A 15,938-nucleotide genomic window follows, 5' to 3' on the forward strand; every position below is an offset into this window, starting at 1 on the left:
GATCGTCAGCAAGGGTCCTGTGTGCTCAGCGGAGGGTGTTCACCTGGGTGCCGTCCGCCGTGCTGCCCTTCAGGGACACCTTCGCGCCCCGCGCCGCCCGCACCGCGAGCAGGTTCCCCGGCACGGAAGTCCCGGCCGCCGAGACGGAGTTGAGCTGCTTGCTGCCCGCCGCGACCAGGTACCAGGTGCCGGCCCGCGACTTCCAGCGGACTCCGGCGAGGACCAGCGGGTCCCGGGAGCCGCACGCGGGCGAGGTCTCCGACTTCGCGGCGACGACCGCGGTGGCCGCGCCCGGGGTGCGGAACAGGGTCAGCGTGCGCGGGCTGCCGCCCTGCCACGTCTCGGCACGCGTGCACACCCAGTCCGCCGTCCCGTTGGCCTCGGGCAGCGGCTGCTGCGCGTACGCCCAGGAGTTGACCGAGCGCACCCCGTGAGAGCGGGCCGCGGCGAGGGAGCAGGCCGTGGCCCGCCAGTCCGCGGGCCCGGAGTCGTGCGGCGCGTCCGGGCTGCCCGAGGTGAGCTGAGCGGGCACGAGTTCCCCGAGGTCGCTGGTGAGCCGGGTGCCGGAGGCGTCGGTCAGCGCCAGCGCGTTCCACGACGTACAGGTACGGGAGACGGCCGGGCTGGCGAAGGGGGAGGTCACGCCGTCCGCGGTGCGGGACAGCTTCAGCGGCGCCGCGTCCGGTTTCAGCAGGTCGCGCACGGCGGCGCCGGTCACCCAGGGAGCCGTCAGGTAGCGGACGTTGCCGTCGGAGCGGTCCAGGACGACGGCGCCCGACTGGCCGGTCGTCGCACCGTCGACGCGGGCGAAGTCGAGGGCGGCGCCGCTCGTGCCGTCCTTCGGCTCGGCGTAGCGGACGATGCGCAGACCGTCGTAGAGGACGACGATCCGGGCGTCGTCGACCTCGCCCGCGTACAGGAGCTGGGCCGGTCCCGGCGGGGCGCCCGCGGCGGTGCCCGGGGTCGCCGAGACCCGGACGGACTCGCCGGGCCGCGCCCACACCGCGAGCGCCCGGCGCAGCAGTTCCTGGTCGCCGGCGAGCGGCCCGCGCGCGGGCCACACCGAGAAGTCGGTGCGCGCGGAGCTCTCCCACACGGTCGGCTCCACCCGCGTCAGCTTCCCCGGATCCAGGGCGGCCTGGCCCGCCGGGTTGCGGGCGTACGGGGGTGCGGCGGCGCCGTCCGGCCCCCAGCTGTCACCAGGCAGGCCGAGCAGCGCGCCGCACACGACGACCGCCGCGAGCGCCGCGAGGCCCGCCTTGGCGTGCTGGCGGCGGCGCATCAGATCGGTGGGCCGGGCGTGCAGGGAACACGGGTCGAACTCGGGCGAGCCGAGCAGCGCGGGCCGCGCCTCGATCCCGGCCGCGGTGACCACGGCCGCCGCGGCCTCCTCGGCGGTGCGGCCCGCCGCCGTCAGCGTCGTACGGATCGCCGCGTCGTCGAGCCGCTCCAGGCCGCGCAGCACGTACGCGGCGCGGGCCGGTCCGTCGAGCGCGGAGAGCCGCTGGTCCAGGGCGAGTTCATCGGCGCCGCCGGACTTCGGGAAGAGTCTCAGGCCCCATACCTGCGGCAGCAGCGGCGGCAGCTGGGACCGCTTGGGCCAGGCCGCGCGGCGCAGCGGCAGCCCCGCCTCCAGGGCGCTGCGCAGCACACGGAGGCGTACGTACGCGTAGCCCGGGTCGCCGCCGTCCGTCGGCGCGGGCGCCGTCCGGCCGCGGGGCAGGGCCCGCTGGACGACGGAGTGCGCGGTGAGCACGCGGCGGTTGCGGCCCAGACCCGGTGGCAGCACCAGATAGGCGAGGCGGACCAGGCGGGGGTAGTGCTCCACCAGGGCCGCCTCCGCCCGCTCGACGTCGATCACGTCGGCCTGGGCGGGTGCGGCGGGGGACGAGGGCTCGGGTTGCTGCACCTTGGACTGCACGTTCAGCAGAACGAGCGAATCGTGGGATGGTCACAGCAGCCGAGCCCCCGACCCGCTCGGTCATCCTTCCGGGAACTGCCCTACGACAGCTGCCAGTTGCTGAACTCCACGGTGCCGCGCGCCCCGTTCCCCCCGTTCGTCGCCGTCATGAACAGGCCCACGTCCTGCGTCGCGGCGGCGCCCGGCACCGGCACGGTCGCGACGGTTCGCCAGGTCGCGCCGTCGTCCGTCGAGCACTGCCCGGTGAACGAGCCGCCGGACCGGCTCAGCCGCAGCAGCACCGGCGCCTTGATCCCGGTGATCCGCTTGTACGTGTCCAGCGTGCCGTCGCCGTTCGTGTCGTAGGAGAGCACGACTCCGTTCGACGGCGTCACCGACAGATTCACGAAGCCCTGCGAGCCGGGCGTGGCGAGGGAGTTGCGCACGATGATCCCCGCCCGCGCCCACGCGCCCGTGACGGCCTGGCTGTCCACGCGCAGCACCACCTCGGTGCCGTCCTTCAGCCCGCCCTCGCGGTACGCCGTCCCGAACTCCGTCGTGCCCTTCCACAGGTCGGCGCCGCCGCCGTCGATGGCGAACCGGTCGCCCAGCTGCCCGAAGAACGCGTCGTTGTCGGAGTACGTCTTCCAGCCCGCGTCCAGCGGTCCCGCCTCGAAGAGCGTGCCCCTGTGGACGTACGTGATCCGGTCCTCGCCCGCGGGGCCGTACCGCACGTCGATCTCGTAGGGCAGCGGACGCAGCGGCTTGTCGAGCGGGGTGTCCGGCGCGCTCGCCCGCCAGGTCACCGTGCCCTCGCCCGCAGGGGCGACACGGCGCAGATACGTGGCGCCCTCCGGTGTCGCGTCGATGCCCTTGAGGGTGAAGTCGACGCGGCCCGTGGCGCGCAGGCCGTTGACGTTGTGGAAGGTGGCGGCCACGCGCGCGTGCCCGTTCGGCGGGAACGCGGGCGGCTCGGCGTCGACGGTGATCGCACCCTGGTAGGGGGCCCGCGCGAGGACGTCGCGCACCCGGGCCGCCGTCCGGTACGCGTCGCCGTACGGCCGCAGCGGATAGTCCTTCGTCTCCCGCGTCCACGGCTCCTCGAACGCGAACCAGTCGACGGCCACCGGGTCGCGGCCCGCCGCCAGCGCGTCCCGCAGCTCGTCGAGCCACTTCTGCCAGCGCGGCAGATAGAAGTCGGCCGTCAGGCCGTGCCATTCACGGTTGCCGTACTCGTGCAGATTGCCGGGGTCGGAGGTGGCCCGGTCGCCCCACACCGTGATCAGCACCTTGGCGCACCGCTCGAACTCGGCGCGCTCGGCCTCGTTCGTCGCCAGGTTCCGCGCGTCCTGGATCCAGGGGCCGAGCAGGAACGCGGGGACGGTGCCCGTCACGTCGTCCGAGAGCCGCATCAGCTTCAGCCACAGCGTGGACAGGGCCTTGAAGGTGGCCTGGTCCTTCGCCGCGTACGCCGCCTTGAGCTGCGGCAGGAGCTGGCGGCTGCGGTGCGCGAGGGCCTGCCGGGCGATGTCCACGAGGTCGTACTTGTAGGCGGCGCTGCGCCTCAAGTCGCCCGCCACGCCGAGGAGTCCGGACAGCGCGGCGTCGAACCGGGCCGGGTCGTAGGTCAGGGCGCGCGGCGCGTAGTAGGCGGCGCGGTCGGCCGACAGGTCGGGGCGGGCCGCGAAGAGCGAGTCGTGCGGGTCGGAGCGCTCGACCGCCTGCTGCTGGTACGCCGTCTCGTACAGCGCCTGCCAGGCGGCGCGGGCGTCCTTGTCACGGCGCCCGTAGCGCAGATCCGCGTACCCGGCGAACCACGCCTCGCGGTCCACCTTCTCGTCCGTCCAGGCGAGTTCGGACCACAGCTCGAACGCGGCGGGGTCGCGGTCGGTGCCCTCCGGCATGTACGCGGTGCCCGCGAGCGCGCTGTCCGGCTTGTCGCGCCAGGCGAAGAACTTCTGCTCCCAGATGTGGGCGCGCGCCCCGATGGTCGTACGGCCGCCGAAGTTGGGGATGGTGCCGAACGCGTACGGGGTGCCGGCCCAGTCCTTCTCGCGGTCGGTGACGGACGAGAACCGGTCGGAGACCCCGTCCACGATCAGCATCTTCTTCTTGTCGATCGCGGCGATCAGCTCGGGCAGCGGGTTCGCCTCCCAGCCGAGGATCACCCAGGTCGCCCCCGGCCGGTGGGCGCGCAGCGCGCTCTCCACACCGCGCGCCGCGTCCGCGACCGGCACGTCACCGGCCGTGCCGCCCTCGTGCAGCAGATCCATCTTGAACGCGTCGATCTCGCCGAACAGGTCCTTCTGGTGCCCGTAGAAGGAGGCGGCGACCTTCGCGAACGCCTCCGTGCGCGGGTCCAGCCAGTCGGGCCGCTGGAAGCCGTGCCAGGTGCCCTGCGGCACGACGTGCGCGTCACCGCCGTTGCGCGCCACGAACTCCTTCGGCACATGCCCGTAGTAGCCCGGCATGACCGGCCGCATGCCCAGCTCGCGCAGCCGGTCGGTGATCTTCAGGCCCAGTTCGGCGCGCTTGGCGATGAGCTCGGGGGAGAGCGGGCCGCCGTACCCGTACAGGTTCTGCAGCAGCCACCACGGCTGGTGCGACGGCGCGGGCAGCCAGGCCCGGGACTCCTCGTCGCTGTACCCGAAGTCCTTGAGCAGGCGGTGGTAGACGGCCTCCATGCCCGCGATGACGAGCACCTCGTTGCAGCCGTGCAGCGCCAGGATGTCCAGCTCGCGCTCCCAGTACGACCAGTCGGCGAACGGCGCCGTGTAGCCGTCGTTGGTGTCGTTGAGCGCGAACCGGTGGGGGAGGGCCGTGGACCGCTCCAGCGGGCGGGACGGGGCGGGCAGGCGCTCGGGCAGGTCGAGCTGGCTGCCGTTCCAGGCGATCTGCGCCCCGCACTCGTACTTCAGATACCAGTGGACCCCGGCCAGCAGAGTGGCCGGGGTCGTGCCGTACACCTCGATGCGGCCCCGCGTCCCGGACACCCGGAAACGGTCCGCGCCGCCCTGCGGAGCGGTCAGTCTGAGTCTGAACTGGTCCGCGTGGTGCGGCAGTTGCCGTTTGAGCGCGGCGAGCGCCGCCGACGTATCAAGGGCCTGAGCGGCGTGCGCGGCCGGTGTGCCGAGGCCGAGTCCGAGGGCCGAGCCGAGACCGATGGCGCCTGCCGTGCCGATAACCGTGCGTCGCGTGGGCGCGGACATACCTGTTACCCCCCTGTGCGTGGCGGATCGTGCGGCGCACGCTAACCGGGTGGACGTCTGGGCTCAACGGTGCGTACGGAGCTGGCGGGATCTGAAGGAGACGGGCCGGGCCGCCGGTCACGTACGGGACAGGAGAGCGGACATGAGGAAGACGGGAAAACTGCTGGTGACGGCCGTGGTGCTGGCCGGCGCCGCGGCCGGATGCACCTCCGGAGGGGTGCGCGACGAGGGACCGAAGATCCCCCGAACGGCTACCGGGACACTGGAGCAGATAGCCCACAGGGCGGGCTGCGCACGGCCCGCCGTCCAGACGAACGCCGCCGAACTGCGGCAGGCCAACTGCGGCAGCGGCACCGGACGCTGGGTCCTCGCCACGTTCGCCACCGACCGCGGCCAGACCGAATGGCTGGACAGCGCCGACGACTACGGCGGCACCTATCTCGTCGGCCGCAAATGGATCGCGGTCGGCCCGGACGCGGTCGTGACGAAGCTGCGCGGCCGGCTCGGCGGGACCGTGGAGCGGTCCTCCTCGCACCACTCGGGGAGTAGCGGTGGTGGGGGTCACGAGGAGGCGCCCGGCTCCGGGCACACGGGTCACGGCTGAGACGCGGCCGCGCAGCGGCTCTACGCGGGGGCCGGGGCGGTCAGGTACAGCGCCGGCCCTGGTTGATGCAGTTGGTCATGCGCTGCATCAGCTGGTCGTCGAAGACGTTGATGAAGTCGTCGTGGTCGGTGACCGGCTTGTGCAGCTGCTCCGGGAACCCGTCCACGGCGAACGGCTTCTGCAGCTGCCCGTTGCTGATCGTGGGCCTCGGCAGGTCGTACACGAGCCGCATCGTCAACTGCGGGATCGCCCGGAACCCGGCGGGGCAGTTGCCCTGCGCGTCGGCGAACGCCACGTGCGTGCGGTGGTTGGCGCTGTCGGTGTTCTGGCCGTCCCAGCAGCTCTGGAACTTGAACGTGCGCACGACGGAGCTGCCGCTCGGGCAGAGCGGGTACTTGTCGGTCAGCTGCCGGTTCTCGAAGCCGGTGCAGCTCCAGTGGGCGTTGGCGTTCGCGGTGCCGTTGGTGAACGCCTTGGCGTCACCGGTGATGATCCGCAGGAACTTCGGCATCGCCACGACCTTGCCGCGCGGGCTGCCGACGAACTTGATGCTCGCCTTCTTCGCCTGCACGATCCGCCCGGAGTTGCCCTCCAGGCCGCCGCCCTGCTGCTGTGCGTCGACCTCCTGGGTGCCGTCCTGCACCCGCACCACCGGCCAGTAGTACGTCGACTTGTCGCCCTGGTTGCGGCAGCTGGTCTTCCCGGCCGCGAGGGAGTCGTTCGTGGCGAAGGCGGTGTTGCCCTGGTTGCCGACGTAGTCGTGCATGTGGTGGGCGCCGTTGCTCACGCCGGGCGCGACGATCACGTTGTCGCTGTTGCGCAGCTTGTTGGCGTTGGTGCCGCAGGACGTGGTGAAGGTGCCGGTGGAGGCGCCCCGGCTGCGCTGCGGCTGCTGGACGTTGGGCTGGACCTTGGTGATGTCGACGAAGTCGTCGGCGACGGGGCCGTTGCCGTTGCTGTTCCCGCCCTGGGCCGGGGGCGCGGAGGAGGCCGGGGCCGAGGCGGGTGCCGAAGCAGGTGCCGAGGCGGGGGCCGACGGGGCGGGGGAGTCGTTCCCGCCGTTGTCGTCCGTGGCGCGCTGGCTGCACCGCGCCATCCCGTCGAGCTGCTGCGGCGCGCTGCCGCCCGCCCGCCGGATGTCCTGACCGATCCGGTCGAGGGCGGCGCCGCGCTTGTCCTTGAGCGGGCCCAGGACACTGTTCTGCACCCAGTTCGGGTCCTGAGCGGCGGCGGCCCTGTTCTGGGCGAGGCGCTCGTAGGCCTGGGTGATCTGCGTGTCCATGGCGGCCAGTTCGCCGTCTACCTGGCCGCGGGCGCCGTCCGGTACGTCGGGCAGCGCGGTGCCGACGTCCGGGCAGTCGATGGTGGTCGTCCGAGTTACGGCGCCGCTGCCCGCGCTCTGCTGCCCGGGGTCCGTGGAGTTCTCCTCGTGGGCCTGCGCGTACACGTTCACCGCGATCAGCCCACCTCCGCCCAGGAGCAGTGCGGCCGACGCGATGGTCATACGCGTCGCCAGCGATGAGCGCCTTTTCCGTGAGGTGCGTCCCATGGGACTACGTACGCACCGAGAGGCGCGCCCGTTCAAACCCCCCTCATCCAATCTGCCGCCGAGCCGCGCCGCCTTGGGCAATCTGCCGCCATGGGCGGCAGGGTGGGCAAGGCGGCACCCCGGCGCGGGGCGAGCGCTCCGGGCGGCGTTCAGCTCGGTCCCGGGTGCTTTGTTGCCGCGTGCACGCTCGGTGGGTGCTGGCTGGTCGCGCCCGCGCGGCGGAGCCGCAGATCGATACGGCCCCGCGCCCCTGCGGGGCGCGACAGCCCCGGGCTGCTACAGGCCGCGATCCAAGTACGCCAGAACCGCCAGGACCCGGCGATTGTCGTCGTCCGACACCGCCAGCCCGAGCTTCCCGAAGATGTTCGACGTGTGCTTGGCGATGGCGCGCTCCGTGACGAAGAGCTGCGCCGCGATCGCCGCGTTGGACCGCCCCTGCGCCATCAGCTCCAACACCTCCAGCTCCCGAGGAGTGAGTCCCCCGAGCGGCTCCTGCACCCGGCGCCGCGCCAGCAACTGCTGAATCACCTGAGGATCCATCGCGGTCCCGCCCCCGGCCACCCGCCGCACCGCATCCACGAACTGCTCCGCATCGAACACCCGGTCCTTCAGCAGATACCCGACCCCACCGGTCCCGTCGGCGAGCAGCTCACGCGCGTACAACTGCTCCACGTGCTGCGACAGCACGAGCACCGGCAACCCCGGCCGCTCCCGCCGCGCCGCGAGCGCGCACTGCAGCCCCTCGTCGGTGTGCGAGGGCGGCAGGCGCACGTCGACGACGGCGACATCGGGGGTCAACTCGGCCAGCGCCTTGGTGAGTTCGGGCCCGCTCTCCACGGCGGCAGCGATCTCGAATCCGTACGCCTCCAGCATCCGCACGAGCCCGTCCCGCAGCAGGAACAGGTCTTCGGCTAGGACAACACGCAAGGGATCTCCATGGTCACCATGGTCGGACCGCCCGCGGGGGAGCTGACGGCGAGGACACCGTCGAATGTACCGAGCCGCCGCTCGACCCCGCTGAGCCCGCCCCCGGCGCCGAGCACGGCCCCGCCCGTGCCGTTGTCCGTCACCGTCACCCGCAACCGCCCGTCCCCATACGTGACATCGACCCATATCCGGTCGGCGCCCGCGTGCTTCACGGCGTTCGTCAGGGCCTCGCTCACCGCGAAGTACGCGGCCGACTCGACCGGCGCGTCCGCCCGCCCCGCCAGCTCGACCTCGACCTCGGTCGCGACCGGCATCCGCAGCGCCAACGCCCGTACGGCATCGCCCAGTCCACGCTCGGCCAGCACCGGGGGATGGATGCCGCGCACCAGGTCGCGCAGCTCGGTGAGCGCGTCCGCGGACGACTGCCTGGCCCGCGCGAGCAGTGCCTTCGCCGCCGCCGGGTCCCGCTCGATCAGCGCCTCGACCGTGCCCAGGTCCATGCCCATCGCGACGAGCCGGGCCTGCGCCCCGTCGTGCAGATCCCGCTCGATGCGCCGCAGTTCGGCCGCCGAGGTGTCCACGGCGTCCCGCCGCGTCTCGGTCAACACCCGCACCCGTTCCTCCAGTCGGCCCTCGGCGGGCGCGAGGACGGTCCGGGTCAGCAGGAAGTGCCCGCGCAGCAGCACCGGCGCCGTGAAGACGCCGACGAGGAGCAGCACGGTCGCGAGGGCGCCGGCCAGCAGCGCCGACCCCTGCCCGCTGAGCGGCACGAACCCGTACCAGTACCCGACGGGCGCGAGGACCCGCCACAGACCGGCCGCGATCACGTACCCCTCGACCGGGTAGAACACCAGCGCCGCGGGCAGCAGCGCCGTCACGAACCCGGCGGTCATGTCGACGAGCAGCCAACGCAGATCCCGCCAGGTCGCCGGGTCGGCGAGCAGCAGCCTGCACCGCTCGATCCGCCCGAGGACCCCGTCGCGCAGATCGTCGGGGAACGGCCGGTACGTCGCCGGGATCCGCACCCCGCACCACTCGGCGGCGACCGCCCGCCGCCAGTTCGCCCAGTGCCGCACCAGGCCGAGCACCCAGGGCGTGCTGCACGCCCCGACTCCCAGCAGGATGAAGGCGATCGACAGCACGGCCACGACGAACAGCGTGATCGATCCGGCGAATCCCACGGAGGCGAGCATCAGGCCCCGCGCCCCCGCCACCACGGCGCTCCGTACCCGCGCACCCATGCCGTACTCCGTCCCGTCCCGTCCGTTCCCCCTGTCCTCGACAGTGTCGCGGAGAAGGGGGGCCCGGGGCAGTGGGAGCGGCCCCCTGCCCGGGGTGTACTCAGCGACACCCCGGGCGGGCGGCTCAGCGACCCGCGGGCGGCGCGTACTTGTAGCCGACCCTGCGCACCGTCTGGATCGCCGTGCGGTGCTCGGCGCCCAGCTTGCGGCGCAGCCGGGCGATGTGCACGTCGACGGTACGGCCGTCCCCGACATGCCCGTACCCCCACACCGTGGTGACGAGCTGATCCCGCGAGTGCACCCGGTGCGGATGCGCGACGAGATGCGCGAGCAGCTCGAACTCCAGGTAGGTGAGGTCGATGGGGCGCCCCTCGACCTGCGCGGTGCGCCGGGCGGCGTCGATGGTGACAGGACCGTCGGCGACCGGCGCGGGGGCCGGGGCCGCCGGCTGCCGGTCGGCCGGGACCAGCACCAGGTAGCCGACCATCGGAGGACGGCCCGGCAGGGAGGGCAGCGCGTGCGGCGGCGCGGGCAGCAGGGTCGCACCGGGCGGCAGGAACTCGGCGACGTCCGCGAGGTCGCTGAGGTCGTTCTGCCCGACGGCCCGCAGCCGGGCGGGGGCGGTGGGGGCGGCAAGGGAGAGGTGGCGTGCGTTGGCCATGAGAGGTCAGCTCTTTCGCGCGAGAAGCCGTCAGGGAGAGGACGTGCGGGCGCGCGGGCCGAAGGCCGTCACGAGGGGAACGGGAACGTGAACGGGTTTAGAGGGCCTGCGCGTTCGTCGCGCGGCAACACACACGGTCGAAGTCGTGGTGCTGACGGGAGGGCCAGAACGGCTCGAGGTCGTGACGACGACCCCGCGCGCTGAGGTTCTGGAAGCTGGCCATACGTGTATTGAAGCAGATGGAGTACGGGAAAGAGAGGGCGTCCACCGTACGGGGACGCCCTCTCCGCTGCCGCGTGGCCGAAAGCAGACCCCGTCGGGCCCGTCGGACTTCGGCGATCAGACCTGGCCGGCCTTCTCCAGCGCCGAGCAGCAGGTGTCGACGAGGAGGCGGGTCACGACGTACGGGTCGACGTTGGCGTTCGGACGGCGGTCCTCGATGTAGCCCTTGCCGTCCTTCTCGACCTGCCACGGGATGCGGACCGAGGCGCCGCGGTTCGAGACACCGTACGAGTACTCGTTCCACGGGGCGGTCTCGTGCAGGCCGGTCAGCCGGTCGTCGATGCCGGCGCCGTAGTTCTTGACGTGGTCCAGCGGCTTGGAGCCCTCACCGAGCGACTCGCAGGCGGTGATGATGGCGTCGTAGCCCTCACGCATGGCCTTGGTCGAGAAGTTGGTGTGCGCGCCCGCGCCGTTCCAGTCGCCCTTGACCGGCTTCGGGTCGAGGGTCGCGGAGATCTTGAAGTCCTCGGCGGTGCGGTAGAGCAGCCAGCGCGCCACCCACAGCTGGTCGGAGACCTCCAGCGGGGCGAGCGGGCCGACCTGGAACTCCCACTGGCCCGGCATGACCTCGGCGTTGATGCCGGAGATACCGAGACCGGCCTTCAGGCAGTTGTCGAGGTGCGCCTCGACGACGTCACGGCCGTGGATCTCGTCGGTGCCGACGCCGCAGTAGTAGCCGCCCTGCGCGGCGGGGAAGCCGCCGACCGGGAAGCCGAGCGGGCGGTCGCCCTCGAAGAACGTGTACTCCTGCTCGATGCCGAAGATCGGCTCCTGGGCGCCGAACTTCTCCTCGATCTCGGCGAGCGCGGCACGGGTGTTGGACTCGTGCGGCGTCATGTCGATGTTGAGGACCTCACACATGACGAGTACGTCGTCGCCGCCGCGGATCGGGTCCGGGTACACCGCGACCGGCTTGAGCACGCGGTCCGAGGCGTGGCCCTCGGCCTGGTTCGTCGACGAGCCGTCGAAGCCCCAGATCGGGAGGGCGTCGAGCCCCTGCGGCTCGCCCGCGATTATCTTCGTCTTCGAACGAAGCTTGGCGGTCGGCTCGGTGCCGTCGATCCAGATGTACTCAGCCTTGAAGGTCACGGGCCGACTCCTCAGTCACGGGTCTCTAACTGCGGGGAAGCCTGTCAACAGGGGATTTCCCGACGGTTGCCCGTTTGTGAACCCCGTGTTACCGGGGGCGCCTGTGGCGGGAGCCGACCCGTGAACTCGTATGCGATGGGTTTACCCCACAGGGTCAGCCGACCTTCTCGATCAGGGCCCGGCGGATCAGGAACTTCCCGGGCTCGCGGACCTGCTCGAAGGCGGCGTCGTTCAGCAGGACGCAGGAGCCGGAGACGGAGGTCACCTCGACGGTGGCCGACTTGTTGTTGTCGAGGTTGGTGACCTTGAGCTTCGTGCCCGCGGGGAACTGATCGCTGGAGGCGGCGGGCGCGCCGCCCTCCCCGGAGAGGGTCACGGTGGAACCGGGGCAGACCTGGTCACCGACGGCGGCCGGGGTTCCGGTGGTGGTGGCCGGGTCGCCGGTGGCGGCCGCGGTCCCGGCGGCGGAGGGGGCTGCCGCACCGGCACTACTGTCACCCCCGGCGCTACTGGCACTACTGCCACCCCCGGCGCCACTGGCACTGCTTTCCCCGCCGCACCCGGAGGCCGCCTGCTTCCGCTGGATCTCGGCGATCACGGCCTCCCGGTTGGCGATCCGGGCCGCGGACTGGGCGTCGGGCGCGGCCCGCTGGCCGTCGATGAACTTCTGGTTGTTGGCGAGCGCGGTGGCCAGGCCGTCGCACACCGTCGAGGGCTGTGCCGCGTTGCCGGTCGCCGCGAGCGCGAACGCGCCCCCGCCCGCCAGCACCGCCGCGGCCGCCGTCAGGGCCAGCCGTTTGCCGCTTCCGATCGTTTTCCTACGGGACATGCGCGCCTCCTGTCGTGAGACGAACGTTGCTGCGCACGCCGTTACGTACGGGTAACAAGCGGCTGCCGTTCAGGGAGTGCGGGAAGCGGACGCGCGCGCCCCGTCGAGGAAACCCCGGATCGCGGCACGTTCCCGCTCGTCGAAGCCCTCCAGCAACGCCACCACCGTCTCGATGAACGGCCCGAAGTGCGCCTGCCCGAGCGCGACGGCCCCCTCGGTGACCTCGACGAGCACCCGCCGCCGGTCCGCCGGGTCCCGGACGCGCTCCACGTGCCCGGCCCGTTCGAGCCGGTCCACGACCGCGGTGGTGCCCGCCGAGTTGACGCCCAGCTGCGCGCCGAGCCGCCCCGCCGTCATCGGCTCACCGGCCCGCCGGGCGTCCATCAGGGCGATCAGGGCCCGTACGTCCGTGGGGTGCATGCCGTTGTCCTGGGCGAACCCGGCGCTGCGCAGGGCGAGTTGGACCGTCACCGCGCGCAGGGCATGGACGATCTCCATGCTGTCGTCCGCGGTATCGCCCATGACATCCTCCTCGAATATTCTCTCGCTCAGCGAGATTATCGCCCGACGAGATGTCTGGGAGTCCCAGAGTGCCACGGTCACAGGAGTTCTTCGACGCGTACGACAAGGTCATGGCCAAGTGGCCGGACGGAACCGAACACCTCGACGTGGTCACGCCGCACGGCACCACGCACGTGCACGCGCTCGGCCCGCGCGACGCCCCGCCCCTGCTCCTGCTCCCCGGCGGCGGCGCGACCGGCGCCACCTGGTTCGCGAACGTGGCGGCGCTGGCGGGGGAGCGGCGCGTGTACGCGCCCGATCTCATCGGCGAACCGGGCCGCAGCGTCCGCGCGGCCGATCGCCCGATCCGTGCCGTCGCCGACCTCGCGGACTGGCTCGACGCGCTGCTCGACGGGCTCGGGGTGCCGGAGACGGAGCTGTGCGGGCACTCGTACGGTGCCTGGATCGCGTTCCGGTACGCGCTGCGGGGCGGCCGGCGGGTACGCCGCCTGACCCTGCTCGACCCCACCCGCTGCTACGCGGGATTCGCCCCCGGCTATCTGCTGCGGGCCCTGCCGATGCTGCTGCGCCCCACGCCCGCCCGGATCGGCCGGTTCCTGGCCTGGGAGACGGGCGGAGCCGCCCTCGACGCGGACTGGCTCGCACTGCAGGAGGCGGCCGCCGGCTTTCCGGGGGCGCGCCCGGTGACGGGCCCCGCCCCGAAGTCCGCCGACCTGTCCGTCCCCGTACGGGTGCTGCTCGCCGGGGACGGCCGGGTGCACGACGTGGCCCGGGTGGCGGCCAGGGCCGGGGCGGCGGCCACCGTGGTGCCCGGAGTCTCGCACCACGCGATGCCGCTCCAACTCGGCCCGCGCCTCGCGGAGTTGCTCGCCTAGCGGCGCCCCAGTGCGTCCCGTACCGCCTCCTCGCTGCGGGCCACCACCGCCGTGCCGTCCTCCGCCGTGATGATCGGGCGCTGGATCAGCTTGGGGTGGGCGGACAGGGCCTCGATCCACTTCGCGCGGGCGTCCGCGTCACGCGCCCACTCCTTCAGGCCGAGCTCCTTGGCGACGGCCTCCTGGGTGCGGGTGATGTCCCACGGTTCGAGGCCGAGCCGGTCGAGCACGGCGCGGATCTCGTCGGGGGTCGGTACGTCCTCCAGGTAGCGGCGGACGGTGTAGTCGGCGCCCTCCGCGTCGAGCAGGGTGAGCGCGCTGCGGCACTTCGAGCAGGCCGGGTTGATCCAGATCTCCATGGGGCCAACGGTACGCGAGTGAGATGCTCAACTAGGGCTTGGCCAGCGGCTTTTGTCAGTGGTGGGCAGTAGAATAGAAGCAGTGTTCGAGGGCTACGGGGGCTCTCGGAAATGCGCGACAGGAGGATGCCTGTGCCCGCTGCCGCACCCATGCTGATCGATCTGCCGTACGCGCCACTCGCCAAGAAGCCGCTGCCCGCGGGGCAGCCCCGCGACTGGTACATCACCCACAACCGCCGCCTGAAGGCCATGCGCCTGGCGATAGCCCTGCTCGACTCCGGCGTCTACCTCCCTCAGCAGGCCCACAACCGAAGGATCCGCGACATGGCCGAGCGCGTGGGCATCCACCCGCCGTCCGATACCACGTGCCACATGGTCCGGGCCCTGATGCGGTACGCCCGCTGACCCGAACTGTTTCCGGCGGGGCCGCAGCGGGTGCGGCCCCGCTCTGCACTTGTTCTGTGTCTGTGGGTGGGTGGGGGCTGGTCGCGCGGTTCCCCGCGCCCCTCAAGCACGCGCTGCGCGCAGCTTCCCGCCCGCCCGCACTCGACCACTCAGGATCACCCGGAAAGCTCCCGCTCCAACGGTGTCCGGAACCGGGGAGTCACCCGGACCCCGTCCAGCCACTCCGAGAGGCGCGCCGCCTCCCGGGTGACGGCCCGCGCCGCGGCCCGGCCCCCCGACTCGTCGAGGAACCGCCAGACCACGGCCCCGCCGGCGTCCTGCGCCCACCCGCCCACGATCCGCCCGTTCCACCACACCGTCGGCCCGATGTTCCCGCTGCCGTCGAAGAGCGCGGGCCGCAGCTCGGGCGGGCAGTACCAGTCGCGCTCCTGCCACCCCATCGCCGTCGGGTCGAGACCGGGCAGCAATGCCGCCCACGGCTCGGCCGAACCGCCGGCCGGGGCGTCCACGGCGTCGGGCAGGACGTACCCCGTGCTGCCCTGGTCCAGCGACACCGGCACCGCCGCCACCGCGGCCAGCGCCTTGCGCACATCCGTGACCTTCCAGCCCGTCCACCACTTCAGGTCCGCCTCGGTGGCGGGCCCGCACGCGCCGAGCCACCGCCGCAGGAGGTCCGACTGGGCATCGGCGACCGGCAGTTCGGGGTGCGGCGGCGCCACGGCCCAGCGGAACTGCGTCGACGTCCAGGACCCCAGCGGACGGCCCCGCGCCACCCGCCCCTCGACCCCCAGCACCCGCATCAGCCGCGACGACACGGTCTGCGTCGCCTCGTAGCTCTTGCCCCTGCCGTAGACGAACGGCTCCTTCAACCGGGGCTCGTCCACGGTGAGTTCGGAGACCGTGGCCTGCCCGCGCCGCTCGAGGGCGGCCAGCGCGGACGCCTCCACCTCGGCCAGCCACTCGGGCGTGAGCCGCCCGTCACTCCCGTTCGCGATGTCCTTGAGCAGCCCGGCCCGCGCCTTCGCCGCCACCGCGAGACCCGTCGACGCGTGCACCGTCGCCGCCAGCTCCGTCGGGAACACGAACACCGTGTGCCGCATCCCGTGCATCCGCACCAGCGACCGGTCCTCGTACAGCGCGGCCTCCACCTCGGCCACCGTCCGCGACGCGTCCGCGAGGCGCGCCCCGACCGCGAGGTACACCGTCGCCGGGTCCGTGCCGTGCAGCGCCACCAGGGAACGCGCCACCGCCTGCGGCGTCGCCGCCCGCGCCGCGGGGGAGAGCCGGTGGGCGAGCGCGAGCCTGGCCCGCCGCTCCTCGTCGCCGATGTGCCGCACTGCCGCCGGTGTCGCCTTCGGTGCCGTAGGACTCATGGCGCTCATCATGGCCCGGCCGCCACCCGTTTGCCGTACTGGACATGCGGTCCGGCCACCGCCCGCCGTTGACTGGGGCGACCAGGAGGAGTACCGGTCGAGCGGGAGGTGTT

At 72.7% G+C, this 15,938-nt stretch carries 14 protein-coding genes; 3 read left to right on the forward strand and 11 right to left on the reverse strand.

Annotated elements, in window-relative coordinates:
• Positions 1–25: 25 nt before the first annotated feature.
• Entirely contained in the window at positions 26–1,921 is a 1,896-nt protein-coding gene (locus J3486_RS18730) for a hypothetical protein (protein WP_307804861.1), read from the reverse strand.
• Between the two features lie 80 nt (positions 1,922–2,001).
• Positions 2,002–5,109 (reverse strand): alpha-N-acetylglucosaminidase, encoded by a 3,108-nt coding sequence (locus tag J3486_RS18735; protein ID WP_207821497.1) that lies wholly within the window; start codon positions 5,107–5,109, stop codon positions 2,002–2,004.
• Between the two features lie 142 nt (positions 5,110–5,251).
• Here J3486_RS18735 and J3486_RS18740 point away from each other — a divergent pair, with 142 nt between their 5' ends.
• Positions 5,252–5,713: a hypothetical protein gene (locus tag J3486_RS18740; protein WP_207821500.1), complete on the forward strand. Its 462-nt coding sequence runs from the start codon at positions 5,252–5,254 to the stop codon at positions 5,711–5,713.
• 40 nt (positions 5,714–5,753) lie between these two features.
• Here J3486_RS18740 and J3486_RS18745 read toward each other — a convergent pair whose 3' ends face one another.
• The 7 genes from J3486_RS18745 to J3486_RS18775 all read right to left on the reverse strand — a co-directional run bounded on the left by J3486_RS18745 (position 5,754) and on the right by J3486_RS18775 (position 12,813).
• Positions 5,754–7,217 (reverse strand): DUF1996 domain-containing protein, encoded by a 1,464-nt coding sequence (locus J3486_RS18745; RefSeq protein WP_229378211.1) that lies wholly within the window; start codon positions 7,215–7,217, stop codon positions 5,754–5,756.
• 321 nt (positions 7,218–7,538) lie between these two features.
• A complete protein-coding gene (locus J3486_RS18750; RefSeq protein WP_207821504.1) occupies positions 7,539–8,189 on the reverse strand; it encodes a response regulator transcription factor in 651 nt (216 codons plus the stop codon).
• Positions 8,174–9,430 (reverse strand): sensor domain-containing protein, encoded by a 1,257-nt coding sequence (locus J3486_RS18755; protein WP_207821506.1) that lies wholly within the window; start codon positions 9,428–9,430, stop codon positions 8,174–8,176. Before J3486_RS18755 ends, J3486_RS18750 begins: the two co-directional genes overlap by 16 nt.
• Before the next feature lie 124 nt (positions 9,431–9,554).
• Complete coding sequence (locus J3486_RS18760; RefSeq protein ID WP_207821508.1) at positions 9,555–10,091, reverse strand: winged helix-turn-helix domain-containing protein; 537 nt, start codon at positions 10,089–10,091, stop codon at positions 9,555–9,557.
• Positions 10,092–10,430: 339 nt separating this feature from the next.
• The gene (gene glnII / locus J3486_RS18765; RefSeq protein WP_207821510.1) at positions 10,431–11,462 is read right to left on the reverse strand and encodes a glutamine synthetase; all 1,032 of its coding nucleotides are present in this window, start codon (positions 11,460–11,462) and stop codon (positions 10,431–10,433) included.
• A 154-nt stretch (positions 11,463–11,616) separates the two neighbouring features.
• Positions 11,617–12,291, reverse strand: coding sequence for a hypothetical protein (locus J3486_RS18770; RefSeq protein ID WP_207821511.1), 675 nt, complete (start codon positions 12,289–12,291; stop codon positions 11,617–11,619).
• Positions 12,292–12,360: 69 nt separating this feature from the next.
• Positions 12,361–12,813, reverse strand: coding sequence for a MarR family winged helix-turn-helix transcriptional regulator (locus tag J3486_RS18775; RefSeq protein WP_207821513.1), 453 nt, complete (start codon positions 12,811–12,813; stop codon positions 12,361–12,363).
• A gap of 50 nt (positions 12,814–12,863) precedes the next feature.
• Here J3486_RS18775 and J3486_RS18780 point away from each other — a divergent pair, with 50 nt between their 5' ends.
• Positions 12,864–13,688, forward strand: coding sequence for an alpha/beta hydrolase (locus J3486_RS18780; protein WP_207821515.1), 825 nt, complete (start codon positions 12,864–12,866; stop codon positions 13,686–13,688).
• Here the strand turns inward: J3486_RS18780 and J3486_RS18785 are convergent.
• Entirely contained in the window at positions 13,685–14,047 is a 363-nt protein-coding gene (locus J3486_RS18785; protein WP_207821517.1) for an arsenate reductase family protein, read from the reverse strand. The genes J3486_RS18780 and J3486_RS18785 overlap by 4 nt on opposite strands.
• A 126-nt stretch (positions 14,048–14,173) precedes the next feature.
• On the opposite strand from J3486_RS18785, the gene J3486_RS18790 reads away from it, so the two are divergent.
• Positions 14,174–14,452: a hypothetical protein gene (locus J3486_RS18790; RefSeq protein ID WP_229378212.1), complete on the forward strand. Its 279-nt coding sequence runs from the start codon at positions 14,174–14,176 to the stop codon at positions 14,450–14,452.
• A gap of 155 nt (positions 14,453–14,607) precedes the next feature.
• Here J3486_RS18790 and J3486_RS18795 read toward each other — a convergent pair whose 3' ends face one another.
• Positions 14,608–15,825, reverse strand: coding sequence for a winged helix DNA-binding domain-containing protein (locus J3486_RS18795; protein WP_207821521.1), 1,218 nt, complete (start codon positions 15,823–15,825; stop codon positions 14,608–14,610).
• Between the last annotated feature and the right edge of the window lie 113 nt (positions 15,826–15,938).

The sequence above is a fragment of the Streptomyces sp. VRA16 Mangrove soil genome (genome assembly GCF_017377775.1).
Taxonomy (GTDB): domain Bacteria; phylum Actinomycetota; class Actinomycetes; order Streptomycetales; family Streptomycetaceae; genus Streptomyces.

What these genes read in the sequence shown, in the direction of transcription:
- J3486_RS18735 (WP_207821497.1), bottom strand. Translation starts at nt 5,109, where the DNA reads ATGTCCGCGCCCACGCGACGCACGGTTATCGGCACGGCAGGCGCCATC.
- J3486_RS18740 (WP_207821500.1), top strand. Translation starts at nt 5,252, where the DNA reads ATGAGGAAGACGGGAAAACTGCTGGTGACGGCCGTGGTGCTGGCCGGC.
- J3486_RS18745 (WP_229378211.1), bottom strand. Translation starts at nt 7,217, where the DNA reads ATGACCATCGCGTCGGCCGCACTGCTCCTGGGCGGAGGTGGGCTGATC.
- J3486_RS18755 (WP_207821506.1), bottom strand. Translation starts at nt 9,430, where the DNA reads ATGGGTGCGCGGGTACGGAGCGCCGTGGTGGCGGGGGCGCGGGGCCTG.
- J3486_RS18760 (WP_207821508.1), bottom strand. Translation starts at nt 10,091, where the DNA reads ATGGCCAACGCACGCCACCTCTCCCTTGCCGCCCCCACCGCCCCCGCC.
- J3486_RS18770 (WP_207821511.1), bottom strand. Translation starts at nt 12,291, where the DNA reads ATGTCCCGTAGGAAAACGATCGGAAGCGGCAAACGGCTGGCCCTGACG.
- J3486_RS18775 (WP_207821513.1), bottom strand. Translation starts at nt 12,813, where the DNA reads ATGGGCGATACCGCGGACGACAGCATGGAGATCGTCCATGCCCTGCGC.
- J3486_RS18780 (WP_207821515.1), top strand. Translation starts at nt 12,864, where the DNA reads ATGTCTGGGAGTCCCAGAGTGCCACGGTCACAGGAGTTCTTCGACGCG.
- J3486_RS18785 (WP_207821517.1), bottom strand. Translation starts at nt 14,047, where the DNA reads ATGGAGATCTGGATCAACCCGGCCTGCTCGAAGTGCCGCAGCGCGCTC.
- J3486_RS18790 (WP_229378212.1), top strand. Translation starts at nt 14,174, where the DNA reads ATGCCTGTGCCCGCTGCCGCACCCATGCTGATCGATCTGCCGTACGCG.
- J3486_RS18795 (WP_207821521.1), bottom strand. Translation starts at nt 15,825, where the DNA reads ATGAGTCCTACGGCACCGAAGGCGACACCGGCGGCAGTGCGGCACATC.